The organism is Streptomyces sp. A0642, from assembly GCF_004795105.1.
Taxonomy (GTDB): Bacteria; Actinomycetota; Actinomycetes; order Streptomycetales; family Streptomycetaceae; genus Streptomyces.
The window spans coordinates 366,378-392,849 of the sequence record NZ_SSBL01000003.1 but is presented as its reverse complement, the minus strand read 5'-3'; the positions used below and the strand labels follow the sequence as shown (position 1 = coordinate 392,849).

Below are 26,472 nucleotides of genomic sequence, written 5' to 3'. Positions count from 1 at the left end.
GGCCGGTCGTGCGGTGTCAGGCCGTGTGCAGAGTGAGCCCGTAGCGGTTCAGGATCTCGTTGACCGGCTGATGCCAGGTCTGACCGCCGGAGCTGCAGTTGCCCCATCCGCCGGAGGTGACGCCCTGAGCCTGGTCCCCGCTGATGAAGGACCCGCCCGAGTCGCCCGGCTCGGCGCACACGCTGGTCTTGGTCATCTGGTACACCGCGCCCTGGCTGTAGTTCACCGTCTCATTGGTCGCGAGCACGTTTCCGCAGTGCCAGTGAGAGGTCGATCCGGACCGGCAGATCGACGCGCCGACCGGTGCCACGGCCGAGCCGCGGACCAACTGGTCGGAGACGGTGCCCCAGCCGAGGACCACCGGGACCGTCCACCAGCCGTTGCCCACGCTGACCCAGGCGTAGTCGTCACCGGGGAAGGTGGACCCCTGGAAGTTGCCTATCCCCGATCCGTCCCATCCTCTGACGGACGCGCCCGCCTGCCCGCAGTGTCCGGCGGTGACGAAGCCGCCGTACACGGAGAAGCCTATGGAGCACCGGACGTTGCCCGTGTAGTACGGGTCACCGCCCACGGTCCCGGCGGAGAAGGTCCGCGGCGCTTCGGCGGTCTCCTCGACGGTGACGGGACCGGCGGCCTCGGCCCGCTCGACGAACGCACGGACATCGTTGTCGTGCCGCGCCGAGGAGACGACGTTCACGACGACCTTGTTGGCCTCGGGGTCGACGTGCCAGCTGCTGACGCCCGCGGGCGCCCGGAGCCGGTCGATCTTCGCCTTGGCGGCGTCGAGGCTGCGCGCGGTGTGGGTCACCAGCCGGACGGTGGCGCCGGTCGCCCGTACGGAGGCCGCCCGTTCCTCGCTGGTGACGGCGACCGTGAGGCGGCCGGTGGACGCGTCGAACCAGGAACCGCCGTACGAGGCCCCGGCAGCGCGTTGCGCTCTGGGCTGCAGGGCGGTCGCCGCCTTCTCGGAGCTGAGGCGTGCCTTGGCCTGGGCTTCGGTCAGACCGAGGTCCTTCCGCAGGGCGGCCAGCAGACCGGCGGACGCCTGGCGCGTGTCGGTGGCGGTGTGCGAGTCGGCGGTGGAGGGGTCCGCGGCCGATGCGGACGGGAGTCCCGCGCCGGCCCATGCTCCGACGAGGAGCAGGGCGGACAGAGCGGTGCGTAAAGCCGTGGTGCGTCTCATGGTGGTGGCCCTTCTGTTGTTCCGGCGACGTGGGGGAGGAACAGCAGGCGTCCGGGAGCGGTCTCGTCTGAGAGCGCTCTCAGAGTGTGCCGTTCCGGACTGTAGCCGAGTGCCGTTTGCAGGTCCATGCCAATGACGGCGTCAGGGGCCGCCGGGCGTGGGATCGTCTCAGAACCGCTCGGGGCGGTAGGTGAAGGTGCTCCACAGCGCGCGCAGCGCCTCGACGTCCTGCCAGAAGTCGGGTCCCGCGGCGGGAGCGGCCGTTCCCCAGACCCTGACCGTGTCCTGGTGGACGTCACCGACCGGCTCCCAGCCCGGATCGCCGGTGGCCGCGAACCCGGCCCAGGCCGCGACCATCCGGTCGGACAAGCCGTGGTCCGAGGGTGCCGGCGGACCGCCGATCAGGAACTGGATGTTCTCCTCGGCGAGGTTCCCGAAGGCGAAGGGAACGTCCGCGCAGTGCCAGGCGTACACCCCCGGTCCGGTCCCGCCCCGCTGCCGGGCGAAGCGCGAGAGGAATGTGCGCCCGCCGCTCCGTGCATGCGCGTCGGCGAGCCGGTTGCTGTACTCACCGAACATGAGGTCGCCGTACACCGCCAGGTGGATGTCGCGTACGGACGCATCGGGCACGAGGCGGCGATAGCCCTCGGAAAGGGACTCGGGGAGACCGAAGTCCTTGATGAAGCGGGACAGTTCCTCCTCGGTGGCGGCCCCGGCGCAGCTGCCTACGGCGCTCATCAGCCGGTACTCCTGCGTGGTGTGGCAGACGAGGAGACCGGTGTCCGCGGCCGCGCCGGCCGCGATCAGGTCCAGCGGGTCGGCGCGCAGGACGCGTCCGTCGGCGACCGGGCCGAAGATGACGGGGTCCCAGGACAGGCGCCCGGAGTGCGGGTCCCGCCGGTACCCGTCGACGACCGCGTCGGACGCCCGTACCAGGGACTGCGGGGATGCGGCCGCGAGTCCCGCGTGGGTAGGGGGGACCCTCGCCGCCGCGGCCACCTCTCGCCCGAGCCGCTCGGCGAGTTCCGGTGCGAAGACGGGGCCGACCGCACTGTGCGCGATCACCCGCCGGAACAGCCCCCGCGCCCCGTCCATGGTCATCAGGCAGGCCGCGGAGGTCGCTCCCGCGGACTGACCTGCCACCGTGACACGGTCCGGCGCCCCGCCGAAGAACGCGATGTTGTCGCGTACCCACTCCAGGGCGGCGATCTGGTCGAGCAGCCCGCGGTTCGGCGGGCAGACGTACTCGCCGTCGGCCGGGACATGGCCGAATCCCTCGAATCCGACCCGGTAGTTGAGGGTGACCACGACCAGGCCGGCACGGGCGAGCGCCGTTCCGTCGAAGTCGGGCTGGGCGCTGGACCCGAAGGTGTAGGCCCCGCCGTGGATCCAGACGAGCACGGGCAGCGGGCGGTCCTCGGTCCCCGGTGCGCGTTCGGGCGTCCAGACGTTGAGGCTGAGGACGTCCTCGTCACCGGGCGACCAGCGCGGTGCGCCCGGAAGCTCGGCCGACTGCGGCGGAACGGGGCCGTATTCGACGCAGTCCCGGACGCCCGCCCAGGGGCCGTGGGGTCGCGGCTCCATGAACCGGTCCGCTCCGAAAGGCGGTTCGGCGTACGGAATGCCGAGCACGGCGACGACTCCGCGTACCGCGGGGCGTCCACGCACCCGTCCGCTCACCGTGTGGAAGACACTGGTCACGACCGCTCTGCCCCTCTTCGCCTCCCGCCCCTTCCGGGCGGGCACCCAGGCAATATGGCAGAGCGGCCGGCCGCGCGCGAGCGAAATGATCACTACCGCACCTGACGCGCCCGTGTGCGCGAGGCAGCGTTCAGCCGGCCTGGCCGATCGCGCTGCGGAGCATGGCGACGGTGGTCGCCGCGGCGGCGCGCTCCGCCTCGTCGCCCGTGACGCGCACCCGCTCCTCCAGCAGCACGACGGCCGCCTGGAGCACGCCCACCCGCACCGGAACGCTCTGCATGGCCGTCAGCACGGCCGCCGCCTGCTCGGCGGGCGTCGCGGTCGCCGCCTGCGGGATGAGGGTGGAGATTCCGCGCCCGAGTGCACGGTCACGAGGCGGCTGAGCCGCGGCAGTGGTCACCGAGGAAGTCTGCCGTACGCGGGACACGGAACAGGTCAGCGACCTGGCCGCGCCCCTCCCCCGGTCTGGAGATGGCTGTGCACGCGGGTCAACAGGGCCGTCAGGCGGGCGCGTTCCCGCGCGTTCAACGGCGCGAGGACGTCGTCCTGTACGGCACTCGCGTCGGCCCGGAGCCGGTCGAACAGTGCGCGGCCGGCCGGGCTGACGGTGACCGTCACGCGCCGCCGGTCGGTCATGTCGCGTGCGCGGTCCACCAGACCGGCCTCGCCCAGCTCGTCGATGATCTTCACGATGTCGCTTCGGTCGATCGTCAGCCGCTCGGCCAGTTCCCGTTGCGCATGGGGGCCGAAGTCGACCAGGGCGGCCAGCACCGCCATGTGCGGGAGCCGAAAGCCGCGGTCGGCCAGCCGTTCGGCCAGGCGACCGCGCGCGGCCTTGCCCGTCCTGGACATGAGGTAGGTCGTGAGTCCCATGAGACTGGGCGGGGTCTCGTTCTCGTTCACCCGCATATCGTAGGCACAGCCCCATGATGGGTGCGCACCCATCAAAGCCCCGCCGCCAGGGCCGCTACCCCCCGGCCCAGGTGCGCATGGCCGCCCGGGAGGAGAAGGCGGCGACATCCCTGTCGAGCGGCTCGTCCGTGTACTGATGGATGCGCCATGACGCCTTGATGCGGGGCTTTCCGGCCGTGACGTAGTCGGCGATCCAGAGGCCGTCCCCGGCGTACGACGTGGTGTCGTGGTTCAGCCAGAAGTAGCGGTTGCAGTAGAGCAGCACCTTGTGGTGCGGCCGGCGCCGTTTGACCTCGCGGATGAACCGGTCCTTCTCCGCGTTGCTCGCGTGCGTGCCCTCGCCGTTCTGCTCCCAGTCGACAGCCAGCAGCTCGCCCGCCTTTTCCGGTGCCTTGCTCAGGAAATACTCCGCCTGCGCCGTGATATTCCCGGGCCAGAGGAAGTGGTAGAACCCGACCACGCATTTCGCGTCCCGGGCACGTTTGGCCTGCGCCGCCAGGCGCGGGTTGATGTACGAACGGCCCTCGGTGGCCTTGATGAGGACAAAATCCAGCCCGTCCGTTTCGAACGACGACTGGTAGGCACTGACGTCGACACCGCGCAGCATGGGTACCGCCTCACACCTGGTCCGGCAATTCCGCTTTCCTCTCCGATACGTTCCCGCGGCAGGCGGCTCCCACCCGTCCGACGGGCCGCAGAATCGTTTGTTCGACAGACAGGAATAGCTCCGGGCAGGCAGGAGTTGGTGAACCGGAGAGACCGTTTCCATCCATCGCACGCAGCATCGGAAGGCCGGAACCATGAAGATCGGCATCATCGGGGCAGGGAATATCGGCGGCAATCTCACCAGGCGCCTCAGCGCCCTCGGCCATGAGGTGTCCGTCGCCAACTCGCGAGGTCCGCAGACGCTCACCGCGCTGGCCGAGGAGACCGGCGCGACCGCCGTCACCGCCGCCGAGGCGGCGCGGGGCGCGGAGGTCGTGGTCGTCACCGTTCCGCTCAAGGCCGTCCAGGCGCTTCCCGCCGGCCTCCTCGACGGCGCGGCGGAGAACGTCGCGGTCATCGACACCGGGAACTACTACCCGCGCGAGCGCGACGGGCGGATCGCCGCGATCGAGGACGGGCTGCCGGAAAGCCGGTGGACGGAGCAACAGATCGGTCACCCCGTCATCAAGGCCTTCAACGGGACGTACGCGCAGGACATCCTCACCAACGGCCGGCCCAAGGGCACCGCGGGCCGCCAGGCGCTTCCGGTGGCCGGGGACGACGCCGCGGCGAAGCAGAAGGTCCGCGACCTGATCGACGAGCTGGGTTTCGACACGGTGGACGCCGGCGGGCTCGACGAGTCGTGGCGCCAGCAGCCCGGTACGCCGGTGTACGGCCACCAGGGTGACGCCGAGGCGGTCGAGAAGGCGCTGGCTTCGGCGTCCGCCGAGCGCACCCCGGAGTGGCGTGCCTGAACGCACTGCCCGGCGCGCGAGCCGCGGGGCGGGGCAGGGTGCGGGGCACGACGCACCCCTGCCGGCACGCCTCGCGGCCGCCCGCGCATCAGCTGTCGTAGCCGGTGCTGCGGCTGACCTCCTCCCAGGCCAGGACTTCGGCGCGGGAGGCGTCGAGGCCGGCCAGGACGGCATCGGTGGCGTCGTTTCCCAGCGGCAGCCGGAGCGGGGTGTCCTGAGCGGCCAGTGCCGTCAGGATGGCGGCCGCCGCCTTGTCCGGGTCACCCTCCTGCTTGCCGTCGGAGTCCGGCAGGTTGCTGCGCACCGGTCCCACCGTCTCCTCGTACGCGGGAAGGGCCGCCGACTGGCGCAGGGCCCCTCCCCCGGCGAATCCCGTGCGGAACGATCCGGGCTCGACGATCAGCACCTTGATGCCGTGCGGCGCCACCTCGGCGGCCAGCGCCTCGGACAGACCCTCGAGCGCGAACTTCGTCGCCGAGTAGGCGCCGACTCCGGGGAAGGTGAACCGGCCGCCCATGCTGCTCATCTGGACGACGGCACCGGAGCCGTTGCGGCGCATGTGCGGCAGCACGGCCCGTACGAGCGCGGCAGGCCCGAAGAAGTGCAGGTCCATGAGATCGCGCAGTTCGCGGTCGGTCGTCTCCTCGACGGCGCCGACCAGCCCCATCCCCGCGTTGTTGACCACCACGTCGATCCGGCCGTACCAGAGCACGGTGTCCGCCACGACGTCGGCGATGCGCGCCGTGTCGGTGACGTCCAGCTGCACGGCCACGGCACGGTCGGGGTGCGCGGCCACCAGGTCGTCGAGTGCCTCCGGCTTGCGGGCCGTGGCCACGACGGTGTCCCCGGCCGCCAGGGCGGCCGTGGCGATGGCGCGGCCGAATCCGGACGAGGCCCCGGTGATGAGCCAGACCCGGCCCGGAGCATCGTCGCGGGCGGCGGCTGCGTGTTCGGTGTTCATGTCCAACTCCATTTATCAGTCGTGCTGTTGCGGTGATCCAGTTATGTCATCCGGCTGCGGGGGCGGTCCAGGACAGAGATCCGCCGGACCGATAAACCGGCCTTATGATCGCTGGATGGAGCTGCGTCAGCTGCACTACCTCACCGTGATCGCCGAAGAGGGGAACCTGGGCCGGGCCGCCAAGCGGCTCTTCGTCAGCCAGCCGGCCCTCTCGTACGCACTCAAGAGCCTTGAGTCCGAACTAGGAGTGCGCCTCTTCGACCGGCACGCCGGTGGCGTCTCGGCGACCGCCGCGGGGCATGACGTGATCGCCGAGGCCCTGCTCACGGTGCGCCAGGCCGAGCGGGTGAGTGCTACGGCCGAACGGCACCTGCGGGGCGAGACGGGGGTCCTGCGGGTTGGCTTCGAGGCGAGTGGAGCCGGCGAGCTGACCACCCGGGCCCGCGCGGAGTTCTCCCGGCGCCACCCAGGGGTGCGGGTGGTGCCCAGACGCTACGACTGGGGGCAGGAGGCCGACGCCCTGCGGGACGGACTGACCGATGTGGCCTTCGTCTGGCTGCCCAACGATCTGACCGGTCTGCACAGCGAGTTGGTGCACACGGAGTCGCGCGTCGTGGGGCTGCCGTCCGGCCACGCGCTGGCGGCGCGATCCGGCGTGTCGGTGCTGGAGGTCGGGGACGAACCGCTGCTGTGGACGCAGCAGGCGCCACGGGAGTGGGTGGACTGGTGGGCCGTCAACCCCCGCCCGGACGGGTCGAGTCCACGATGGGGGCCGACCAACGACAACGTCGAGGAGATGCTGGAACAGGTCGCGGAGGGAGCCGCCATCTGTTTCGCTCCGCTGAGCATGGCGCGGTACTACGCACGGCCCGACCTCTCCTGGGTTCCCCTGACGGACGTGGAACCGCTGCGCGTCGTGCTCGCCTGGTCCGTGGGGGGCGATGACGCGCTGGTCCGGGGATTCGCCGACGTGGTGCGTGAGCTCTCGGCATCGGAGGCGGGGGACGGAGGGGAGCGTACGAGGTAGCCGCGGCCGCCCGGCCCGCTGACGGCCCCGCTCGCCACCCCGGACTCGGCCCTCTCACCGCTCGGCGCCGGCCTCCCTTTCCACGTTCCGTCCGGTCGGCCCCTCCCTCGTTTCCTCCGGTACCCCGTGCACTCGTTGTCGTGGGAGCGTCAGGCGGAACCCGCCGCCGAACCCATGTGACCGGTGAGTAGGGTGTGGGTCCCGGGGGCCCGTCGGCCGTGCGGCCGTCCCGACGCCCCGGGGGTTGCCGGAGTCGGCCGTGGAACGGAAGTGCGTCATGCCCCGCACCATGTCCGTATCGGACAGCATCGTGGTTCTCGCCGAACCCTCGGTCGTGTACGAACGGTTGAGCGACCCCACCGAGATGGGCCGCTGGAGTCCGGAGAACCGGGGCGCGAGGGTGCTCGGGGAGCGCCGGGGCGCCTACGCCGGAATGGTCTTCGAGGGCCGGAACAAGCGCGGGGCCATGCGCTGGACGACCCGGTGCACGGTGACGGCGGCCGATCCGGGGGAACGGTTCGCCTTCCGCGTCCACGCCATCGGGGCGAAGCGTCCTCGGCTGCCGGGCGCGATCGCCACCTGGGAGTACCGCTTCGAGGCCGTGCCCGGCGGCACCAGGGTCACCGAGACATGGACGGACGACCGCCGCGCCTGGCCGGACTTCCTGGCCAACGCCTTCGACCGGGCGGCGACCCGGGGGCACACCTTCGCCGAGTTCCAGCGCGGCAACATCCGGACCACGCTCCAGCGCCTCAAGGCGGTGCTGGAGGCCGCGCCGGCCGACGGTACCGGACCGGTCTGAGCGGTGGCGGCCGGCCGGAGGGGTCCGGCCGGTCGGGGCAGGGGCGGCCGGTCCGAGGCGCCCCCGCCGGTCCGGGCGGTGACGGCTCGTCACTTCTCCCAGTGGGCGGGGCGAGTGAGCGTGGAGGGCAGCCGGGTGGCGGCGTTCCCCCTGGCCGCGTTGAGCTGGGACTGGGTCAGGAAGAGCGCCCCGGTCAGGTCGGCGCCGGACAGGTCGGCGTCCCGGAAGTCCGCGCCGATCAGATCGGCCAGCCGCAGATCGGCGCCGGCGAGGTCCGCCGCGATGAGGTAGGCGCCGCGCAGGTCGGCGCCCCGCAGGTCCGCTCCTCTGAGGCGGGCGCCGATCAGGTCCGCGCCGCGGTGGCTGCGCCGTTTCTTGCGTGGCGCGGTGGCGCGCACGAGTTCGCTGGTCCGCGCCAGCAGCGCGGCGACCCCGTCACGGTGCGCCGCCACGTCCAGGTCCGCGAACGCGCCGGCATCGAGGCGGGTCAGCCGTTCCGTCTCCTCCAGGGTGCGCCGGATCTCTCCGTGCAGGGAGCGGGCCGGCGCCAGCGACGCCGCCTCCGTGAGGTACCAGAGGAGTTCGTGGAGCTGCCGCACTACGGGGAAGACCTGGAACATCTGCCGGGCGCTCTCCGGGGCCGTGCGCCAGTCCCGGCCGCCGAAGGTCTCCGCCGACACCTTCTGGCCCGCGCCGAAGCAGTCGTACACCGTGCAGCCGGCGAAGCCCTCGGTGCGGAGCCGGGTGTGGATGCCGCAGCGGAAGTCGTCCTGGAGGTTGCCGCACGGTGTACCCGCGTCCTTGTCGACGGCGAAGTCCGCGGACCGGGTGAGGGTCAGCGCGACGCAGCACAGTCCGAAGCAGTTCCCGCAGTCGGCACGCAGAGCGGCACGGCCGTCGGCGTCGCGGGCTCGGTCGTTGTCGCGCACGGTACGTGAGTCCTTCGATGGGGCGTGGTCCATGGGCGGTCGAGCCTACCGAGGCACAACGCTTCGCCCGCCACGAGGTGCCCCGCGCGGTTCTGCGGGCCGCCGCCGCCCCGTCCAGGGCCCCCGGACCATAATGATGCGTAATACATCTTTTGGAGGTGGCCCTCATCGTGACGAACGCACCGGTCGACGGCATTCCGGCCCGGCGGGTCCTGACGGATCCGGCGGGCCTGGCCCGGTACCAGCACGACGAGGCCGAGTGGGCTCCGTACGGGACCCCTCTGGCCGTGGTGCGCCCGCAGAACACCGGGGAGGTGCGGGATGTGGTGCGCCACTGCATCGCCCACCGCATCCCCCTGGTGCCGCGGGGCGCGGGCACCGGCCTGTCCGGCGGCGCGAACGCCGTCGACGGCGCCATCGTCCTGTCCTTCGAGGACATGAACCGCATCGTCGCGATCGACCGGGCGGAGCGGCTGGCCGTCGTCCAGCCCGGCGTGGTCAACGACGATCTGCGGGCGGCGAGCGCGGAGCACGGACTGTGGTACCCGCCGGACCCGGCCAGTTCGCCCTGGTCCACCATCGGCGGGAACGTCGCGACGAACGCCGGGGGCATGTGCTGCGTCAAGTACGGCGTGACGCGCGACTACGTGCTGGGCCTGGAGGTCGTCAACGGACTCGGCGAGGTCGTCCCGCTCGGGCGCCGCACCGCGAAGGGCGTGGCCGGGTACGACCTGGCCGGGCTGATGGTGGGTTCCGAGGGCACGCTCGGGGTGATCACGGAGATCACGGTACGTCTGCGGCCCGCGAGGCTCCAGGAGCGGACGGTGGCGGGGTACTTCTCGTCCGTGGTCGCCGCGGGTGAGGCGGTGAGCGCCGTGACCGCGTCGGGCGTCATCCCCTCGGCGCTCGAACTCGTCGACCGCCACTGCCTCGCCGCGGTCGACGCGTGGAAGAGGATGGGCCTCTCCGCGGACGCCGACGTGGTGCTGCTCGGCCGCGTCGACACTCCCGGCGCGGAGGGCGACGCCGAGGCGGAACTGGTCCGTGACTGCTTCGACCGCGCAGGGGCGACCTGGGCCGCGGTGTCCACGGACCAGCAGGAGGCGGACGCGCTGTTCCAGGCCCGGCGCCTGGCCTACCCCGCACTGGAGCGGCTCGGCCCGGTGCTGACCGAGGACGTGTGCGTGCCGCGGACCGCGGTGCCGGAGATGCTGGCGCGGATCGAACGGACAGCCGCCCGGCACGACATCCTCATCGCCAACATCGCCCACGCGGGGGACGGCAACCTCCACCCCCTGATCATCACGCCGCCCGGGGACGAAGCCGCGCGTGCGCGGGCCCAGGCGGCCTTCGAGGACGTCCTGGACGACGCGATCGCCCTGGGCGGCACGGTGACCGGTGAACACGGCGTCGGGCTGCTGAAGATGCGCGGCATGAACAAGGAACTGGGTCCCGCGGTGCTCGGCATGCATCACGCGGTGAAGGCGGCCCTCGATCCGCACGGCATCCTCAACCCGGGCAAGGTGCTCGGGGGCGTCTGACCCGGTTGTCAGTGGGGCGGCGCACACTGGCACGCGGGCGGCACGGGAAACGGGTCGGTTGCGCACCGGCTTCGAACCGGCGAGGGGGGAAGGGGAAGGGGAAGGGATGAGCACAGGTTTCGAACCGGCGACCGGGGACGGCCCGCCGCCCCCCGAGCCGGCCGAACTGCGGGCCGCGTCGGTGCGGACCGCGTTCGAGGGGATGCTCCAGATCCGGCGCCTGACGAACACCGGGCGCCCCGCCCCGGGTGCGGAGCCGGCGGCCTGGGAACTGCACAGGACGGTACGGGCCGTTGCCCTGGCCCTGGAGGCGTCGGGGCAGACCGCCTCGGCCGTCGACGCGTCAGGACGCCGTACGGCGACGGGGTACCGGGTCTCCGCGGGCGCGTCGCCGGGCACCGCACGGGTGGAGTGGCTCGGTCCCCCCGGCAGCGGCGCGGTGCACGAGGAGGAGGGTGAGCTGACCCGGTGCGCGGCAATGCTCCGGGAGTTGGGCTGGATCGCCCTGCTCTACCGAGGACCCCGCAACCGCCGCTTCCTGGAAATCGAGCCGCCGACGGGGCCGGATCGGCCGGACAGCCGATAGGAGGCGTGCCGCGGCCGTCGCCGAGGTCCGTTGTCGGACCCATGAGGGATGCTGGTGGGTCCGACACCTCTGACCGGGAGATGCTGAGATGCGCAATGACGAACTCGCCGCGGCGCAGGCGTACGTCCGTTTACTGGAGGCGACGCGGGCCGCGCTCTGCGATCCGGACGACGCCCCGCTGTACATGCCGTTGCTCGCCTCGCCGATCGCCGAGGCGGACGGGGCGCTGCGCCGTGCGGGCCTGTCGGGCAATGAGACGCGGTTCTTCGACCTCGTCCGCTCGCTCCAGCCCAGCATGTCCGGCAGCGGGCACTGAGCCGCCCGAGCCCTTGAGCGGCCCGACCGGGCCTCCCCCGGCCGCCGCGCGGGACGGGAGCAGCGGTCGTTCCCCCGCCCGGGCCGGCGCCCCCGGACAGCGGGCCGCCGCGCTCCCTGACCGGTGAACGCTCCCGCCCTCCGCCGTGCCCAGCGGAACCTTCCACCGGCGTGGCGTCCCCGGCCCGCCCCCGATCCCGGGGCGGGCCGGGCCCGTCTTCGGCCGGGACGCCCCGATCCGTGGTGAATTGATTCAACCCGGCTCGCCCTCAGATGCAGACCGCCCGACCACTTGACTAGTGAGCGGGGCCACACCTAGCGTACGTTCGAATGAAACGATTCATATGATGCCGACGATCTCGGTCGTCGGGTGACTCTGCTTACGAGGTGTTCATGTCTGATGTGTCGGCCGTCAAGGCAGCCCTGAAATCTCAGGTGATCGAGACCCCGTCGTGGGGGTACGGCAACTCCGGGACCCGGTTCAAGGTGTTCGCACAGCCCGGGGTGCCGCGCGACCCGTTCGAGAAGATGGAGGACGCGGCGCAGGTCCATGCGTTCACCGGCGTCGCCCCGAAGGTGTCCCTGCACATTCCCTGGGACAAGGTCGAGGACTACGCCGCCCTCACGCGCCACGCGGAAGGCCTCGGGCTGCGGATCGGCGCCATCAACTCCAACGTCTTCCAGGACGACGACTACAAGCTCGGCTCGGTCACCCACCCCGACGCGGCGGTCCGGCGCAAGGCGACGGACCATCTGCTGGAGTGCGTCGACGTCATGGACGAGACGGGGTCGCCCGATCTCAAGCTGTGGTTCTCCGACGGGACGAACTACCCGGGGCAGGATGACATCGTTGCCCGTCAGGAGCGGCTGGCCGAAGCGCTGGCGGAGGTGTACGAGCGCCTCGGCGACGACCAGCGGATGCTGCTGGAGTACAAGCTGTTCGAGCCGGCCTTCTACACGACGGACGTGCCCGACTGGGGCACGGCGTACGCGCACTGCCTCAAGCTCGGCCCGAAGGCGCAGGTGGTCGTGGACACGGGGCATCACGCCCCCGGCACGAACATCGAGTTCATCGTGGCCCTGCTGCTCCGGGAAGGCCGGCTCGGTGCATTCGACTTCAACTCCCGCTTCTACGCGGACGACGACCTGATGGTCGGTGCGGCCGATCCCTTCCAGCTCTTCCGGATCATGCACGAGGTCGTGAAGAACGGCGGCCTCCGCTCCGAGACCAACGTCAATTTCATGCTCGACCAGTGCCACAACATCGAGGCGAAGATTCCCGCGGTGATCCGCTCGGTCGCCAATGTGCAGGAGGCGACGGCCAAGGCCCTGCTGGTCGACATGGACGCGCTCGCCGCCGCGCAGAAGGCGGGCGACGTACTGGCCTCCAACGCCGTGCTGATGGATGCCTACAACACCGACGTCCGGCCGCTGCTGGCGGAGGTCCGGGAGGAACAGGGGCTGGCCGGCGACCCGTTCGCCGCCTACCTCGCCTCCGGCAACCAGGAACGCATCGCCGCCGGCCGGGTGGGCGGCACCCAGGCCGGCTGGGGCGCCTGACCCCGGTCGCGTCCGTCCACCGCCGCCCCCCGCCCCGCACACCTCCTCCCGAAGGAATGCTCATGACGTCCCCGACGCACGCCGAAGTCGCCGCGCTCCTGGAGCGCGCACACCGGATCGGCTCCGACCCGCGCAACACCAACTACGCAGGCGGCAACACTTCGGTGAAGGCCGCCGGCCACGACCCGGTGACCGGTGGTGAGACCGAACTCCTCTGGGTCAAGGGCTCCGGGGGCGACCTCGGCACCCTGAAGGAGGAGGGCCTCGCCGTACTGCGCCTGGACCGCGTCCGCGCCCTCAAGGAGGTGTACCCGGGCGTGGAGCACGAGGACGAGATGGTGGCGGCGTTCGACTACTGCCTCCACGGCAAGGGGGGTGCCGCGCCGTCGATCGACACCGCGATGCACGCCTTGGTCGAGGCGGCTCACGTCGACCATCTGCATCCGGATTCGGGGATCGCCCTGGCGTGCGCGGCCGACGGGGAGAAGCTGACCGCCGAGTGCTTCGGCGACAAGGTCGCCTGGGTGGGATGGCGCCGGCCGGGGTTCCAGCTCGGCCTGGACATCGCCGCCGTCAAGGAGGCCCATCCGCAGGCGGTCGGCGTCGTCCTGGGCGGTCACGGGATCACCGCGTGGGGCGAGACGTCGGACGAGTGCGAGCGCAACGCCCTGTGGATGATCCGTACGGCGGAGACCTTCCTGGCGGAGCGCGGCAGGCCCGAGCCGTTCGGGGCCGTGCTGCCCGGCCGGACCGCGTTGTCCGGACCTGAGCGCCGGGAGCGGGCGGCGGCGCTCGCCCCGGTGATCCGCGGCCTGGCGTCCACCGACCGCCCCCAGGTGGGCCACTTCACGGACGCCGAGCCGGTGCTGGACTTCCTGTCCCGCACCGAGCACCCGCGGCTCGCCGCCCTGGGCACGTCGTGCCCGGACCACTTCCTCCGCACGAAGGTCAGTCCTCTGGTCCTCGACCTCCCCGCGGACGCACCGGTCGCCGAGGCGGTGGAGCGGCTGAAGACGCTGCACGCCGAGTACCGCGAGGCCTATCGCGCGTACTACGAGCGGCACGCCGTCCCGGGTTCCCCCGGCATGCGCGGCGCGGATCCCGCGATCGTGCTGGTGCCCGGCGTCGGGATGTTCTCCTTCGGCAAGGACAAGCAGACCGCTCGCGTCGCCGGGGAGTTCTACCTCAACGCCATCAACGTGATGCGTGGCGCCGAGGCCGTCTCCACGTACGCGCCGATCGAGGAGTCCGAGAAGTTCCGGATCGAGTACTGGGAGCTGGAGGAGGCGAAGCTGCGCCGGATGCCGAAGGCGAAGCCGCTGGCCACCCGGGTCGCCCTGGTGACCGGGGCCGGCTCGGGGATCGGCCGCGCCATCGCGCACCGGCTGGTGGCCGAGGGCGCCTGTGTGGTCGTCGCGGACCTGAACGCCGAGAACGCGGCCGCGGTCGCGGAGGACCTCGGCGGACCGGACCGGGCGGTGGCGGTCACCGTCGACGTCACGAGCGAGGAGCAGATCGCGGAGGCCTTCAGGGCCGCCGTCCTCGCGTTCGGCGGTGTGGACCTCGTCGTGAACAACGCGGGGATCTCCATCTCCAAGCCCCTGCTGGAGACCACGGCGCGTGACTGGGACCTGCAGCACGACATCATGGCGCGCGGCTCGTTCCTCGTGGCGCGCGAGGCCGCCCGGGTCATGCAGGCGCAGAAGCTCGGCGGCGACATCATCTACATCGCTTCCAAGAACGCCGTGTTCGCCGGCCCGAACAACATCGCCTACTCGGCGACCAAGGCGGACCAGGCGCACCAGGTACGGCTCCTGGCGGCCGAGCTCGGCGAGCACGGGATCCGCGTCAACGGCATCAACCCGGACGGGGTGGTGCGGGGCTCGGGGATCTTCGCCGCCGGCTGGGGCGCCCAGCGGGCGGCGACCTACGGCATCGAGGAGGAGAAGCTCGGCGAGTTCTACGCCCAGCGGACCCTGCTCAAGCGCGAGGTGCTGCCCGAGCACGTCGCCAACGCCGTTTTCGCGCTGACCGGCGGCGACCTCACCCACACCACCGGCCTGCACGTTCCGGTGGACGCCGGCGTGGCAGCCGCCTTCCTGCGATGACCTGGACGCGATCCCGATGCCTGTGAACTCCCTGGCCGGCGCCGCCGGCGAAGCCGTCTTCGCCGCCGTGGACCTCGGCGCGACCAGCGGCCGCGTCATCACCGGCCGGGTCGGGCCGGGAAGGCTCGAACTGACCGAGGCGCACCGGTTCGCCAATACGCCGGTGCGTCTGCCGGACGGTCTGCGCTGGGACGTACTGGCCCTGTACCAGGGGATGCTGGACGGACTGCGGGCGGCCGGGCGGTCGGGCCCGGTCGCCTCCATCGGCATCGACACCTGGGCGGTGGACTACGGGCTGCTGGACGGGGACGGAGCGCTGCTGGGGCTGCCGTTCCACTACCGGGACGCGCGCAACAGCGGGATGGCGGAGCGGCTGCCGGACGGCTGTGGCGTGCGGGAGCTGTACGCGGTCAGCGGATTGCAGCACCTGCCGTTCAACACGGTCTTCCAGCTTCTCGCTCACCGCGAGACGGCCCAGTGGGAGGCGGCCAGGACGCTGCTGCTGATGCCCGATCTGCTGGTGTACTGGCTGACCGGATCGGTGGGCGCGGAGATCACGAACGCGTCGACGACCGGACTGTTCGACGCACGCGGCGGTGACTGGTCCGATGCGCTGATCGGGCGGCTGGGGCTGAACCGTGCCCTCTTCCCGCCGCTGCGCGAGCCGGGAGCGCCGGCGGGGGTGCTGCTGGCCCACGTCGCCGACCACACCGGGCTGCCGTGCGGCACCCCGGTGACGACGGTCGCCTCGCACGACACGGCGTCGGCGGTCGCCGCGGTTCCGGCCATGGAAGCGGACTTCGCGTACGTCAGTTGCGGCACGTGGTCCCTGGCCGGGCTGGAACTGGACGCTCCGGTTCTGTCCGAGGAGTCCCGGGCGGCGAACTTCACCAACGAGCGCGGGGTGGACGGCACCGTGCGCTACCTCCGCAACATCATGGGCATGTGGCTGCTGGAGGAGTGCCGCCGGGAGTGGGACCGCACGGGCGCGCCTCTCGGTCTGGCCCGTCTGCTCGCGGACGCGGCCGCGTCCGAGCCGTTCGCCGCCGTGATCGATCCGGACGACGCGTCCTTCCTCGCACCGGGTGACATGCCCGCCCGCATCGACGCCCAACTGCTGCGCACGGGGCAGGCGCCGCCCCGGACGCCGGGCGGATACGTGCGCTGTGTGCTGGAGAGCCTCGCGCTGGCCCATCGCAGGACGTTGCGCAGGGCCGCCGAACTCGCCGGGCGTACGCCGGTGCGGATCCACCTGGTCGGCGGGGGCTCGCGCAACGAGCTGCTCTGCCAGTGGACGGCCGACGCGACCGGGCTGCCGGTGACGGCGGGCCCCGCGGAGGCGACCGCTCTGGGCAACATCCTGCTCCAGGCCCGCGCCCACGGCCTGGTGGGTGACCTCGCCGCTCTGCGGCGGCTGGTCGCCCGCACCCAGGAACTGCGGCATTACGAGCCGCGCGGGAACCGTCGCGACTGGGACCGCGCGGAGGCTCGCCTCGGCCGGCCGCAGGAGGACGAGGCCGCCGGGGCGGACGGGGACATGAACTGACCGGGCGCCGTGGCCGCCGGGGCGGAGCGGGCACGGCCTGACCGGGAGCCGTGGAGTCGCTCCGCCCCCGGGAAGCCGTGACGTCGATCCGCTGCCGGGGAGACGTGCGGCGTCCGCTCAGCTGCTCAGCATGTGTCCCGTCGTCGCGTCCACGTGGTCCGGGACATCGTCATGGCGATCGCCCACGGTCGGTGTGCCGGTGGGCTCGAACATGAGGATGGCGGCGCCGGAGGGAGCGTACGGCTTGTGCTCCGTTCCCCGGGGGACGGTGAAAACCGCGCCCCGGGGGAGGTGGACCGTGCGCTCCCCGTCCGGCTCGCGCAGCGAGATGTGCAGCTCGCCGTCGAGTACGAGGAAGAACTCGTCGGTTTCGTCATGGACGTGCCAGACATGTTCGCCCTCGACCTTGGCGATGCGGACGTCGTAGTCGTTGACGCGTGTGACGATGCGGGGGCTCCACAGGGCGTCGAAGGAGGCCAGCGCCTCGCCGAGAGATATCGGTTCCTTGCTCATGACCCCATCCTGAGTCTTCGCGAAAGCCGGGACGAGTGCTAGAAATCGCACATGCCGCAAGAATCCTCGCACCTGCCGCGCCCGGCGGGCGTCCACCGGGTCGTCGTGATCGTCGACGCGAACTCGAACCCCTTCGAACTCGGCTGCGCGACCGAGGTCTTCGGTCTGCGCAGGCCGGAGATCGGCCGGGAGCTCTACGATCTCCGGCTCTGCTCCCCCGAGCCCGAGACGCTCATGCGGGACGGATTCTTCACGCTCACGGGCGTCGCCGGTCTGGAAGCGGCCGACGCGGCGGACACCTTGATCGTCCCCAACCGGCCCGACGTCGAGGTGCCTCGCCGTCCCGCCGTGCTCGACGCCGTCCGTCGGGCCCATGCCCGTGGCGCCCGCCTGGTCGGCTTCTGCAGCGGCGCCTTCACCCTCGCGGAGGCGGGAGTCCTCGACGGCCGACGGGCGACCGCGCACTGGCAGTGGGCTGATTCCTTCCGGGCCCGCTTCCCTGCCGTCCGCCTCGAACCGGACGTGCTGTTCGTGGACGACGGCGACATCCTCACCGCCGCCGGGAGCGCAGCCGCCCTCGATCTCGGGCTGCACGTGGTCCGCCGCGACCACGGCGCGGAAGTCGCCAATTCCGTGAGCCGGCGACTCGTCTTCGCCGCGCACCGGGACGGCGGTCAGCGGCAGTTCGTGGAGCGCCCGATGCCGGACCTGCCGGACGAATCGCTGGCGCCCGTCCTGGCCTGGGCCCAGGAGCGGCTGGACTCACCGCTCGCCGTCTCCGACCTGGCGGCGCGAGCGGCGGTCAGCGCGGCGACGCTGCACCGCCGCTTCCGGGCACAACTGGGAACCACACCGCTGGCGTGGCTCACAGGGGAACGGCTCGCCCTGGCGTGCCGGCTGATCGAACAGGGTGAGTCCCGCTTCGAGATCGTCGCCCGGCGCAGCGGGCTCGGGACGGCTGCCAACTTGCGCACGCTGATGCGCCGCGGTACCGGCATCACTCCGTCCGCGTACCGGGGCCGCTTCGGGCCGGAGGCGGACTGACCTGCGCGGGGGCCGCCCGCCTCAGGCGGTTCCTGCCGTCCCGGCGGCGAGACCGAGTTCGCCGTCACCCAGCGGAGCGAAGTGGCGGGCCACCTCCTCGTCGGTGACCTCGGCGAGTTCCGCCGGGCGCCACCGGGGGCTGCGGTCCTTGTCGATGATCTGGGCGCGCACGCCCTCCACCAGATCGGGCCGGGTGAAGGCCGCGGACGAGACGCGGTACTCCTGGTCGAGGGCGGCTTCCAGGCTCTCCAAGCGGCGGGCGCGGCGGAGGGCCGCGAGCGTCACCTTGAGGGCCGTGGGTGACTTGGCCAGGATCGTGGTCGCGGCCTGCTTCGCGGCGGGCGCCCCGTTGCGGTCGAGGCGCTCGACGATCTCCTCGACCGTGTCCGCCGCGTAACAGGCGTCGATCCAGTCCCGGTGCCCGGCCAGCTCGCCGGCGGGGGCGGTGCCTGCGTACCGCTCCGCTGTCGCGACGACGGCCTCGGGGGTGGTGCACGTGTCCAGCGCGGCGAGCAGGGCGGGCAGGTCCGTTGAGGGTACGAAGTGGTCGGCGAGGCCGCACAGCAGGGCGTCGGCCGCTCCGACGGCGTCCCCGGTGAGCGCCAGGTGCATGCCGAGTTCGCCGGGGGCCGCGCCGAGCAGACGCGTGCCGCCGACGTCGGGGACGAATCCGATGCCCGTCTCCGGCATGGCGATCCGGGAGCGCTCCGTGACGATGCGGAGGGACCCATGGGCCGACACGCCCACTCCGCCGCCCATGACGATGCCGTCCATGACGGCGACGTACGGCTTGGGGAAGCGGGCGATCCGGGCGTTGAGCCGGTATTCGTCACGCCAGAAGTCCAGTGACGCCCGGCCGCCGGCCAGCGCGTCGTCGTGGATGGACCGGATGTCGCCGCCGGCGCACAGCCCCCGCTCCCCCGCGCCGGTGAGCAGCACCGCGACGACCGAGGGGTCCTGTTCCGCCGCGTCCAACGCTTCGGCCATCTGCCGCACCATGGCGTGGTTGAGCGCGTTCAGGGCCCGTGGCCGGTTCAGCGTGAGGTGGCGGACGCGTCCCTCGGTGTGCAACAGGACGGAATCGTCGTGGCTCATGCGTGCGCTCCGGTCAGCCCCAGTGCCGTACCGTCCGCCGGTCACGGACGATCTTCAGCTGCCATTGTGCGCGGCGGTCCGGAGCGGACGGCAGGAGGGGGGTGGCTGCCCGGCCACTGCACCGCACGACGGGTTTCCGGTGTGGCAGCGGCGACGGACCCGCCGGACAATTGAGTCACCTCCACGGCAGCCCCGCCGGACGATCTTCGGAGCATGCATGACCGATCACGACCGGCCCCCGATCGTCCCAGGTCCGCCCCGCCTGCCGGGCGGGAGCGCGGACAGCGGCGAGACGGCGACGGCCGAGCGGCTCGCCCTCAACCGCGCGGGCAGTTTCGAGTGGGATCTCGACGCCCGGACGCTGGACATCGACGAGCCGGGGCTGCTGGTCTTCGGCCTGGATCCGGCCGCTTTCGACTCACGGCCCGAGTCCCTGAGGGACCTCCTCGACCCGGCGGAGCAGGTCCGTCTCGACGAGGCGATCGACGAGGCCATCAAGGGCGGGAGGGCCTCGTACAGCGTGCACTTCCGGGTTCCGCTGCCCGACGGCGGTGATCAGTGGACGCATGTGCAGGCACGCATTCTGCGGGGCGACGACGGCCGGGCCCACCGGGTCATCGGTCTGGTGCGCGACGCGACGGCGGAGGTCACCCATTCGGCCTTCGTGCGGAATCTGGAAAAGCGGCGTCAGCGGCAGACCGACATCGTCGAGCGGACCACCAGTGCGTTGTCACGGGCGGTGACGGTCGACGATGTGACGGCTGCGCTGACCGGACCGGGGGGCCTGGCGCGGCTGGGCGCCGACGGGCTCGCCCTGGGCCTGATGGACAACAGCGCGCTGAATGTCGTCGCCCTGAGCGGCGACTCGCTGGAGGTCGTCGACGAGCTGCGCGCAGGGCGGCTCGACCCGCAGTTCCCGCTCGCCGACACCGTCCTGAGCGGAAGGCCGCGGTTCGTGAGTTCACTCGGCGCACTCGCCCGGCGCTATCCGGTGCTCGATGCCTTCGTGGGGCAGCTCAAGTTCCAGGCGGCGGCCTATCTGCCGCTGGTCGCCCAGGCCCGGCCCCTCGGCGCCCTCGCGCTCTTCTACCGCGAACGCATCGCCTTCACCGCCGACGAACGCAACCTCTGTCTGGGGCTCGCCGCGATCGTCGCCCAGTCCCTGCAACGGGCGACGCTCTTCGACGAGGAACGGGAATTCGCCACCGGGCTCCAGTCCGCGATGCTGCCGCGCCGGATCCAGGAGATCGAAGGTGGCGAGATCGCCGTCCGGTACCACGCGGCCTGGAGCGGCCGCCAGGTCGGCGGCGACTGGTACGACGTGATCGCCCTGCCCAAGAACCGCATCGGCGTCGTGGTCGGGGACGTGCAGGGGCACGACACCCATGCGGCGGCCATCATGGGTCAGCTGCGCATCGCGCTGCGTGCGTACGCCGCCGAGGGGCATCCGCCGGCGACCGTGCTGGCGCGGGCCTCGCGCTTTCTCGCCGAGCTGGACACGGACCGGTTCGCGACCTGCACATACGCTCAGGTCGACCTGGTGAGCGGCACCGTGCGGGTGGTGCGGGCCGGCCACTTCGGGCCGCTGATCCGCCACATGGACGGCCGGGTCGGCAGCCCGCAGGTGCGCGGCGGTGTTCCGCTGGGCATCGCGACCGCCTTCGACGACGAGGAGTTCCCGGAGACCCGGCTGGACCTGGTCCCGGGCGAGACGCTGGTCCTGTACACCGACGGACTGGTCGAGGAGCCGGGCAACGACATCGATGCGGGCGTGCGCACGCTCATCGACGAGGTCAGCGCGGGACCGGCGGGGGCGGAGGCGCTCGCCGACCATCTGTCGGACCGGCTGTGGGAACGCTGGGGCTCGGGAGACGACGTCGCGTTGCTCGTGCTGCGGCGCAGCCCCGACCCGGGGTCTCCGCGAGCGCCGCGGCTGCACCAGTACATCCATCAGGCCGATCCGGAGGGGCTCTCGGACGCCCGGACGATCGTGCGCCAGGCCCTGACCGACTGGAACATGGCCGAACTCGCGGACGACGCCGAGCTGGTGACCGGTGAACTGCTCGTGAATGTGCTATTGCACACGGAGGGTGGGGCCGTGCTCACCCTCGAGGTACTGCCGGAACCGGTGCGGCGGATCCGGCTGTCGGTCCAGGACCGCTCCAGCGTGTGGCCCCGGCGCCGCACACCCGGTGAGACCGCGACCTCGGGCCGGGGGCTGCTGCTCCTGGACGCCGTCACCACGCGCTGGGGCATCGAGCCCCGCGGCGAGGGCAAAGCGGTCTGGTGCGAGATCGGGCCGGCGGCACCGCCCACGACGCCCCCGGTCCACCGGGACGCCGGGGAGCCGGTGGACCTCATCCGCCGAACCGGCCCGCACCCCACCGGGCGCGAGCGCCCGGGCCCTGCCGGCCCCGGCGCCGGACAGAGCTGAGGGGCGTGCCGTTGCGTCCCACAGGACACGGCACGCCCCTCGGACGGACCCGGACGCGCTCGGTGCGCCCGGGCCGCCGCACTACGTCAGTGCTGTGCGGTGCGACGCTTGCGCACGGACCACATGATGCCGCCGCCGGCCAGCAGTACGGCGACAGCCGCACCACCGATGATCGGGGTGGCGGACGACGAACCGGTCTCGGCCAGATCCGGCGAGCTGGGGCTCGGCGTGGCTGCGGCGGGCGCAGACGACGAAGCGGTCTCGCTGGGAGTGGCGGTCGGCGTGGGCGTCGCCGTGGTGGGCGTCGCCGACGGCTTCGTCTCGGTCGGCGTCGGGGTGGGCTTCGGCGTCGTCTCCTCGCAGACCGGGGCCTGCTTGGTCTCGTCGCGGGAGAACCGCTCGCCGTCGCCGGCCTTGACGACCAGACGGACCGTCAGCGCCTTGTCGTGCTCAGGCAGAGCGATCGTACGGTCGAGCCCCGTACCGAAGGTCTCCGTCGGCAGGAGGTCCTTTCCGTCGACGGTGACGGTCACCTGGTTGGTGACGCCCCCGTTGTACTGGGTCAGGTGCAGGCTCACTTCAGTACAGGTCACGTCCCAGGTGGGGGTGTGAGCTGCGGCCGGACCGGCGGCGAGAACCGCACCGGTCAGACCGGCCATCGTGACGGCGGCGAGGGTTCCCGCAGCGCGCCACGATCTCCTGGGTATGGTCATGGATTCTTCCTCCGCAAATGTTTCATCGCCCGAATGGGCGGTGGGGCGCACAGTACTGCCCCTTTCCCCCCTGTGTGCACCCGCCCCACGACCCATTCGGAGTCACAACTGGTCGCACATCGTCGCCGGTTGGGGCAACACGGACACGCCCGCCTGCGCCCGGTCCGCCCCGGCGGTGGCGCGAAGTGAGCACCCCGCACCGGAACGTGCCCACGGGCGCTCCCCAGCCACCGCCCCCGGCCGGTCCGTCAGAGCGGCCGGTGCATGATGTGCAGTCCCACGAACCCCTTCTTCGGGTGGTGGAACCCCTCCGGCAGAGTCCCCAGAACGTCGAAGCCGAGTGAGCGGTAGAGGCCGACCGCGGCGGCGTTCCCCTCCACCACCGCGTTGAACTGCATGGCGCGGAATCCGGCCGTTCGGGCCCAGTCGATCGAGTACGTGCACAGAGCACGCCCCACGCCCTTTCCGGCGTGCCGGGGGTCGACCATGTAGCTGGCGCTGGCGATGTGCGAGCCGTTGCCCATCTGGTTGTTGTTCATCTTCGCCGTGCCCAGGACGCCGCCGTCCTCGTCGACGGCGACGACGGTGCGGTTCGGGGGCTTCAGGAGCCACCAGTCCAGGGCTTCGCGCTCGCCGAGATCGAGAGGGTAGGTGAACGTCTCGCCCGCTGCGACGATTTCGTGGAAGAACGGCCAGATGGCGGGCCAGTCCTCAGTGGTGGCTTCCCTGATCAGCATGAGGCAAAGAATGCCTGGTCCGGGCATCGGTGACGAGTGGTTTACTCCTGCCGCCGGCTGCCCGCGGAGGGCGTGGGCGTCGGCTCGCGCGGGGTCTGCGAAGGCGCAACCGTGCGAGCAGCCTCGGCGCGCCGCCACCGCCGCTGCCCGCACCGTCCGGCCGGCCGCTCTCCCGCGGGCCCTGCTCGGACCCTTCCGACGGCGCGCACGCGGGATTAGCCGGTTCCGTCTCGGCCACCGATTCCGCCGGACCCCCCAGTTCGGTCGCACCCACCGACCCCACCGGACCCCCCAGTTCGGTCGCACCCACCGACCCCGCCGGACCCCCCGGTTCGGTGACTCCAACCGACCCCGCCGGCTCGACCAAACCCACCAAACCCACCGGACCCGCCGGACCCGCAGAGCCCGCTGGCTCCGTCCGTGCCGGCGCCCCCATCGAGGCCGGCGACCCCATCGGTTCGGTCGAAGCCCGCTCCCCCGGGCGCGGGGCCCCGCGCAGCTCGCGGGCGTTGTCCAGCTCCATCCCGAGGGTGACCCGACGCCACAGGATCTCGTCCGGTTCGTCGGCGAGCATCAGCTGGGCCATCGCCTCCCGCCCGGCAGCCGAGCCCCCTCGGCCGAACACCGGCGCGGGCCGGATCCTGGCGAGGTAGGCGCGCTCGTACGGATCGCCCACGACCTCGGCCAGTTGGACCGGGTCCAGCGATTCCGCCACGACCGCCGCACGCGCCCAGGGATCGTCGGTGAGGGCCAGCAGCAGCTCGGTGCGACGCGCGCGCCAGTTGCGGGGCCGGCAGTCCCTGCCCGCGTCCAGCAGCCTGCGCATCCAGGGCGGGCTGTTCCCCCGCAGGAGGCCGGGCGACCCCTCGGCCAGTACGCCCAGCTCCTGCGCGAGGTAGAGCCACACCACCGCCCGGTAGCGGTTGAGGTAGAACGCGACCGGCGTGAGGCACCCCGCGCGCGCCAACCGGGAGAAGCGGACCGGACTGATGCCGAGCGCCTTGGCCCCTTCGGCGGTCCCCACGGTGCGCACGCGCTCCCGCAGCGCTTCCGGGAATCCGTCCCGCGATCTGAGCCGGTCGATCTCCTCCTGCCGGACCCTGGCCCGCCCGTCGCCCCGGCCGGCGTCCACCTGAACGAGGCCCAGATGGACGGCCAGGGCGAACTCTCCGCGCCTGAGCTCCAGTTCCGCGGCCGCCCTGCTCGCGCCGATCGTGTGACCGCCGTCATCGCGCGCCGCTTCCGTCATCGGCATGACGTAACTCCCCCGTGAGACCCGAATACTCTCCGTGACCACGGTAGCCCGGGAAGGGCGACTGCCGCCCGGCCTGTGGATAACTCCCGGCCGAGCGGCCCCACCGAGCGGGCTCAGACCCGGTTGACCCCCACGCTCCCGTCCTGCCGCGCGGCCACACCGAGATGCTCCCCGACCCTGTTGACCAGCAGCGTCATCTCGTACGCCACCTGCCCCACATCGGCCTCGGCCTCACTCAGCACGCACAGGCAGCTGCCGTCTCCGGCGGCCGTCACGAAGAGCAGTGCCTCGTCGAACTCCACCATCGTCTGCCGGGCCTTCCCGGCACGGAAGTGACGTCCCGACCCGCGGGCGAGACTGTGCAGTCCGGACGAGACGGCGGCGAGGTGCTCCGCGTCCTCGCGTGCCAGTCCGCTGCTGGCCCCCGTCACCAGGCCGTCGTTCGACAGCACCAGGGCGTGCCGTATGTGCTCCACCCGGCTGGTGAGATCGTCGAGCAGCCAGTCGAGTCCCCTGTCCAGTGCCATTCTGTTCCTCCCCGTTCCTACGTTCCCCGTGCCCCGCTTGCGCGCAAGCCTTACGCACCGGTCACGTACGGGCAAGCGCCCCGCTGCGCGACAGCGGGGCGAGATCAGGCCATAACGGCTCAGCCGACCGAGTCCAGGAGCCGTGCGGTGTGCATCCGGCCCGCGTACTCGACCATCCGGATCAGGACTTCCTTGCCCGAGTCGCGGTCTCGGGCGTCGCACAGCACCACCGGCGTTCCGGGGTCGAGGTCGAGGGCGCGGGAAACGTCCCCTTCGCCGTACGAACGGGCACCCGCGAAGCAGTTGACGGCGACGACGAAGGGGATCCGGCGGTGCTCGAAGTAGTCGACCGCCGGGAAGCAGTCCTCCAGCCGCCGGGTGTCGGCCAGAACGACGGCTCCCAGGGCGCCCTGGGAGAGTTCGTCCCACAGGAACCAGAACCGGTCCTGGCCCGGAGTGCCGAACAGGTACAGGGAGAGTCCGGACCTGATGGTGATGCGTCCGAAGTCCATGGCGACGGTGGTGGTGGTCTTCTGGGCGACGCCGTCGGTGTCGTCGACCGACTGTCCGGCTTCGCTGAGGAGTTCCTCCGTACGCAGGGGCCTGATCTCGCTCACCGCGCCGACGAGCGTCGTCTTGCCGACCCCGAACCCCCCTGCGACCAGGATCTTCAGGGCCAGGGCGTCGTTCGCAGCGGCCCCGGAGGACTCGTCCCCGGGGTTGTCAGCGTGCTCGGTGGGCATCGATCACTTCTCTCACCAGTGAGCCTCATGACGTTGAGTTCGCAGGCCGGAGCCGTCTTGAGGTCTCGGATTCAGTGCATCATCGGCAGGCGTACGGCGACAGCATGGCAAACCAGCACCCGACCCGTGGGCCGCGATCGCTATTTTGGGGATGTGACTGATTTCGGCCGCCCGATGCCCGGGGCCGCACGAATTACGGTGTGATTGTCAGCCAATCGATTGTTCTTGGCCGATACGAGTACGACGAACCGCACGGGAGGACCTCATGACCACGGCGAGCACCGGCCGAACGGACTCACGAGCCCCGCACGACCACCCGGTGTGTGTACGCCGTGCGACGCCCGCCGATGTCGCCGCACTGGTACGGCTGCGGGCACTGATGCTGGCGAGCATGGGGAAGGAGGTCGGGGACGACCGTGCGCCGTGGCGGGCGGACGCGGCCCGTTGGTTCGCCGGCCGCATTCCCCGGGCCGACGAGTTCGGCGCCTTCGTCGTCGAGGACCCGGAACTGGGCGTCGTGGCCTGTGCGGTGGGGACGTGCGACGGGCGCGCGCCGAGTCCGGCCGATCCCAGCGGTCTGCGCGGGCACGTGTCGAACGTCTGCACCGACCCGCGGCGGCGCAGGCGCGGGCACGCCCGCGCCTGCGTGGACGCGTTGCTGACCTGGTTCCGCGAAGAGACACGCGTGGCCACCGTCGGTCTCCACGCCACGGGCGAAGGCGTGGGGCTGTACGAGGCGTTCGGCTTCGCGCCGCCCGCCAACCCCGTGCTGCAACTGCG

General features: G+C 71.9%; 24 protein-coding genes and 2 pseudogenes. 12 read left to right on the top strand and 14 right to left on the bottom strand.

Annotated features, from left to right (window positions below; translation table 11 throughout):
* Window positions 1-16 precede the first annotated feature (16 nt).
* The 5 genes from E6R60_RS08835 to E6R60_RS08815 all read right to left on the bottom strand — a co-directional run bounded on the left by E6R60_RS08835 (window position 17) and on the right by E6R60_RS08815 (window position 4,403).
* Window positions 17-1,183, bottom strand: coding sequence for a S1 family peptidase (locus E6R60_RS08835; protein WP_136325874.1), 1,167 nt, complete (start codon window positions 1,181-1,183; stop codon window positions 17-19).
* Window positions 1,184-1,351: 168 nt separating this feature from the next.
* Entirely contained in the window at window positions 1,352-2,884 is a 1,533-nt protein-coding gene (locus E6R60_RS08830) for a carboxylesterase family protein (RefSeq protein ID WP_136325873.1), read from the bottom strand.
* A 130-nt stretch (window positions 2,885-3,014) separates the two neighbouring features.
* Complete coding sequence (locus E6R60_RS08825) at window positions 3,015-3,284, bottom strand: hypothetical protein (RefSeq protein WP_136325872.1); 270 nt, start codon at window positions 3,282-3,284, stop codon at window positions 3,015-3,017.
* Between the two features lie 35 nt (window positions 3,285-3,319).
* Window positions 3,320-3,757, bottom strand: coding sequence for a MarR family transcriptional regulator (locus tag E6R60_RS08820; RefSeq protein WP_240802476.1), 438 nt, complete (start codon window positions 3,755-3,757; stop codon window positions 3,320-3,322).
* A gap of 94 nt (window positions 3,758-3,851) precedes the next feature.
* A complete protein-coding gene (locus E6R60_RS08815) occupies window positions 3,852-4,403 on the bottom strand; it encodes a GH25 family lysozyme (RefSeq protein ID WP_136325870.1) in 552 nt (183 codons plus the stop codon).
* A gap of 160 nt (window positions 4,404-4,563) precedes the next feature.
* On the opposite strand from E6R60_RS08815, the gene E6R60_RS08810 reads away from it, so the two are divergent.
* Entirely contained in the window at window positions 4,564-5,256 is a 693-nt protein-coding gene (locus tag E6R60_RS08810) for an NAD(P)-binding domain-containing protein (protein ID WP_276613950.1), read from the top strand.
* Between the two features lie 88 nt (window positions 5,257-5,344).
* Here the strand turns inward: E6R60_RS08810 and E6R60_RS08805 are convergent, their stop codons facing one another.
* Window positions 5,345-6,217 (bottom strand): oxidoreductase, encoded by an 873-nt coding sequence (locus tag E6R60_RS08805; protein ID WP_136325868.1) that lies wholly within the window; start codon window positions 6,215-6,217, stop codon window positions 5,345-5,347.
* A 115-nt stretch (window positions 6,218-6,332) separates the two neighbouring features.
* Between E6R60_RS08805 and E6R60_RS08800 the strand changes: the two genes are divergently transcribed.
* Entirely contained in the window at window positions 6,333-7,244 is a 912-nt protein-coding gene (locus E6R60_RS08800) for a LysR family transcriptional regulator (protein ID WP_136325867.1), read from the top strand.
* Window positions 7,245-7,521: 277 nt separating this feature from the next.
* Complete coding sequence (locus E6R60_RS08795) at window positions 7,522-8,046, top strand: SRPBCC family protein (RefSeq protein WP_136325866.1); 525 nt, start codon at window positions 7,522-7,524, stop codon at window positions 8,044-8,046.
* A gap of 89 nt (window positions 8,047-8,135) precedes the next feature.
* On the opposite strand, the gene E6R60_RS08790 is transcribed toward E6R60_RS08795, so the two are convergent.
* Window positions 8,136-9,008 (bottom strand): pentapeptide repeat-containing protein, encoded by an 873-nt coding sequence (locus E6R60_RS08790; protein ID WP_136325865.1) that lies wholly within the window; start codon window positions 9,006-9,008, stop codon window positions 8,136-8,138.
* A 137-nt stretch (window positions 9,009-9,145) separates the two neighbouring features.
* Here E6R60_RS08790 and E6R60_RS08785 point away from each other — a divergent pair, with 137 nt between their 5' ends.
* From E6R60_RS08785 to E6R60_RS08760, 6 genes are all read left to right on the top strand, one after another.
* Window positions 9,146-10,516 (top strand): FAD-linked oxidase C-terminal domain-containing protein, encoded by a 1,371-nt coding sequence (locus E6R60_RS08785; RefSeq protein WP_136325864.1) that lies wholly within the window; start codon window positions 9,146-9,148, stop codon window positions 10,514-10,516.
* A gap of 106 nt (window positions 10,517-10,622) precedes the next feature.
* Complete coding sequence (locus E6R60_RS08780; protein ID WP_136325863.1) at window positions 10,623-11,102, top strand: hypothetical protein; 480 nt, start codon at window positions 10,623-10,625, stop codon at window positions 11,100-11,102.
* Window positions 11,103-11,190: 88 nt separating this feature from the next.
* Window positions 11,191-11,418, top strand: coding sequence for a hypothetical protein (locus E6R60_RS08775; RefSeq protein WP_136325862.1), 228 nt, complete (start codon window positions 11,191-11,193; stop codon window positions 11,416-11,418).
* Window positions 11,419-11,810: 392 nt separating this feature from the next.
* A complete protein-coding gene (gene rhaI / locus E6R60_RS08770) occupies window positions 11,811-12,977 on the top strand; it encodes an L-rhamnose isomerase (RefSeq protein WP_136325861.1) in 1,167 nt (388 codons plus the stop codon).
* 62 nt (window positions 12,978-13,039) lie between these two features.
* Window positions 13,040-15,085, top strand: a complete 2,046-nt coding sequence (locus E6R60_RS08765) for a bifunctional aldolase/short-chain dehydrogenase (RefSeq protein WP_136325860.1) — start codon at window positions 13,040-13,042, stop codon at window positions 15,083-15,085.
* Between the two features lie 16 nt (window positions 15,086-15,101).
* Complete coding sequence (locus E6R60_RS08760) at window positions 15,102-16,631, top strand: rhamnulokinase family protein (RefSeq protein ID WP_136325859.1); 1,530 nt, start codon at window positions 15,102-15,104, stop codon at window positions 16,629-16,631.
* Window positions 16,632-16,748: 117 nt separating this feature from the next.
* Here the strand turns inward: E6R60_RS08760 and E6R60_RS08755 are convergent, their stop codons facing one another.
* On the bottom strand, window positions 16,749-17,144 hold the full coding sequence (locus E6R60_RS08755) for a cupin domain-containing protein (RefSeq protein ID WP_136325858.1): 396 nt from the start codon (window positions 17,142-17,144) through the stop codon (window positions 16,749-16,751).
* A gap of 51 nt (window positions 17,145-17,195) precedes the next feature.
* Between E6R60_RS08755 and E6R60_RS08750 the strand changes: the two genes are divergently transcribed.
* Window positions 17,196-18,188 (top strand): helix-turn-helix domain-containing protein, encoded by a 993-nt coding sequence (locus E6R60_RS08750; RefSeq protein ID WP_136325857.1) that lies wholly within the window; start codon window positions 17,196-17,198, stop codon window positions 18,186-18,188.
* 21 nt (window positions 18,189-18,209) lie between these two features.
* On the opposite strand, the gene E6R60_RS08745 is transcribed toward E6R60_RS08750, so the two are convergent.
* Window positions 18,210-19,283 (bottom strand): enoyl-CoA hydratase/isomerase family protein, encoded by a 1,074-nt coding sequence (locus tag E6R60_RS08745; protein ID WP_136325856.1) that lies wholly within the window; start codon window positions 19,281-19,283, stop codon window positions 18,210-18,212.
* Window positions 19,284-19,500: 217 nt separating this feature from the next.
* Between E6R60_RS08745 and E6R60_RS08740 the strand changes: the two genes are divergently transcribed.
* Entirely contained in the window at window positions 19,501-21,717 is a 2,217-nt protein-coding gene (locus tag E6R60_RS08740) for a SpoIIE family protein phosphatase (protein ID WP_136325855.1), read from the top strand.
* 86 nt (window positions 21,718-21,803) lie between these two features.
* On the opposite strand, the gene E6R60_RS08735 is transcribed toward E6R60_RS08740, so the two are convergent.
* The 5 genes and pseudogenes from E6R60_RS08735 to E6R60_RS08710 form a co-directional block, all read right to left on the bottom strand.
* The gene (locus E6R60_RS08735) at window positions 21,804-22,430 is read right to left on the bottom strand and encodes an LAETG motif-containing sortase-dependent surface protein (RefSeq protein ID WP_168713563.1); all 627 of its coding nucleotides are present in this window, start codon (window positions 22,428-22,430) and stop codon (window positions 21,804-21,806) included.
* A gap of 248 nt (window positions 22,431-22,678) precedes the next feature.
* A complete protein-coding gene (locus E6R60_RS08730) occupies window positions 22,679-23,167 on the bottom strand; it encodes a GNAT family N-acetyltransferase (protein WP_136325854.1) in 489 nt (162 codons plus the stop codon).
* A gap of 472 nt (window positions 23,168-23,639) precedes the next feature.
* Window positions 23,640-24,422, bottom strand: a pseudogene (locus tag E6R60_RS08720) (DUF6397 family protein); the annotation flags it as partial.
* Between the two features lie 113 nt (window positions 24,423-24,535).
* A complete protein-coding gene (locus E6R60_RS08715) occupies window positions 24,536-24,949 on the bottom strand; it encodes a roadblock/LC7 domain-containing protein (protein ID WP_136325853.1) in 414 nt (137 codons plus the stop codon).
* 119 nt (window positions 24,950-25,068) lie between these two features.
* Window positions 25,069-25,692: an ATP/GTP-binding protein gene (locus E6R60_RS08710; RefSeq protein WP_136325852.1), complete on the bottom strand. Its 624-nt coding sequence runs from the start codon at window positions 25,690-25,692 to the stop codon at window positions 25,069-25,071.
* A 265-nt stretch (window positions 25,693-25,957) separates the two neighbouring features.
* Between E6R60_RS08710 and E6R60_RS37245 the strand changes: the two are divergent.
* Window positions 25,958-26,431, top strand: a pseudogene (locus tag E6R60_RS37245) (GNAT family N-acetyltransferase); the annotation flags it as partial.
* Window positions 26,432-26,472: the final 41 nt, after the last annotated feature.

What these genes read in the sequence shown, in the direction of transcription:
- E6R60_RS08775 (WP_136325862.1), top strand. Translation starts at nt 11,191, where the DNA reads ATGCGCAATGACGAACTCGCCGCGGCGCAGGCGTACGTCCGTTTACTG.
- E6R60_RS08835 (WP_136325874.1), bottom strand. Translation starts at nt 1,183, where the DNA reads ATGAGACGCACCACGGCTTTACGCACCGCTCTGTCCGCCCTGCTCCTC.
- E6R60_RS08740 (WP_136325855.1), top strand. Translation starts at nt 19,501, where the DNA reads ATGACCGATCACGACCGGCCCCCGATCGTCCCAGGTCCGCCCCGCCTG.
- E6R60_RS08815 (WP_136325870.1), bottom strand. Translation starts at nt 4,403, where the DNA reads ATGCTGCGCGGTGTCGACGTCAGTGCCTACCAGTCGTCGTTCGAAACG.
- rhaI (WP_136325861.1), top strand. Translation starts at nt 11,811, where the DNA reads ATGTCTGATGTGTCGGCCGTCAAGGCAGCCCTGAAATCTCAGGTGATC.
- E6R60_RS08805 (WP_136325868.1), bottom strand. Translation starts at nt 6,217, where the DNA reads ATGAACACCGAACACGCAGCCGCCGCCCGCGACGATGCTCCGGGCCGG.
- E6R60_RS08735 (WP_168713563.1), bottom strand. Translation starts at nt 22,430, where the DNA reads ATGACCATACCCAGGAGATCGTGGCGCGCTGCGGGAACCCTCGCCGCC.
- E6R60_RS08755 (WP_136325858.1), bottom strand. Translation starts at nt 17,144, where the DNA reads ATGAGCAAGGAACCGATATCTCTCGGCGAGGCGCTGGCCTCCTTCGAC.
- E6R60_RS08760 (WP_136325859.1), top strand. Translation starts at nt 15,102, where the DNA reads ATGCCTGTGAACTCCCTGGCCGGCGCCGCCGGCGAAGCCGTCTTCGCC.
- E6R60_RS08790 (WP_136325865.1), bottom strand. Translation starts at nt 9,008, where the DNA reads ATGGACCACGCCCCATCGAAGGACTCACGTACCGTGCGCGACAACGAC.
- E6R60_RS08765 (WP_136325860.1), top strand. Translation starts at nt 13,040, where the DNA reads ATGACGTCCCCGACGCACGCCGAAGTCGCCGCGCTCCTGGAGCGCGCA.
- E6R60_RS08715 (WP_136325853.1), bottom strand. Translation starts at nt 24,949, where the DNA reads ATGGCACTGGACAGGGGACTCGACTGGCTGCTCGACGATCTCACCAGC.
- E6R60_RS08820 (WP_240802476.1), bottom strand. Translation starts at nt 3,757, where the DNA reads ATGGGACTCACGACCTACCTCATGTCCAGGACGGGCAAGGCCGCGCGC.
- E6R60_RS08745 (WP_136325856.1), bottom strand. Translation starts at nt 19,283, where the DNA reads ATGAGCCACGACGATTCCGTCCTGTTGCACACCGAGGGACGCGTCCGC.
- E6R60_RS08800 (WP_136325867.1), top strand. Translation starts at nt 6,333, where the DNA reads ATGGAGCTGCGTCAGCTGCACTACCTCACCGTGATCGCCGAAGAGGGG.
- E6R60_RS08780 (WP_136325863.1), top strand. Translation starts at nt 10,623, where the DNA reads ATGAGCACAGGTTTCGAACCGGCGACCGGGGACGGCCCGCCGCCCCCC.
- E6R60_RS08750 (WP_136325857.1), top strand. Translation starts at nt 17,196, where the DNA reads ATGCCGCAAGAATCCTCGCACCTGCCGCGCCCGGCGGGCGTCCACCGG.
- E6R60_RS08795 (WP_136325866.1), top strand. Translation starts at nt 7,522, where the DNA reads ATGCCCCGCACCATGTCCGTATCGGACAGCATCGTGGTTCTCGCCGAA.
- E6R60_RS08710 (WP_136325852.1), bottom strand. Translation starts at nt 25,692, where the DNA reads ATGCCCACCGAGCACGCTGACAACCCCGGGGACGAGTCCTCCGGGGCC.
- E6R60_RS08730 (WP_136325854.1), bottom strand. Translation starts at nt 23,167, where the DNA reads ATGCTGATCAGGGAAGCCACCACTGAGGACTGGCCCGCCATCTGGCCG.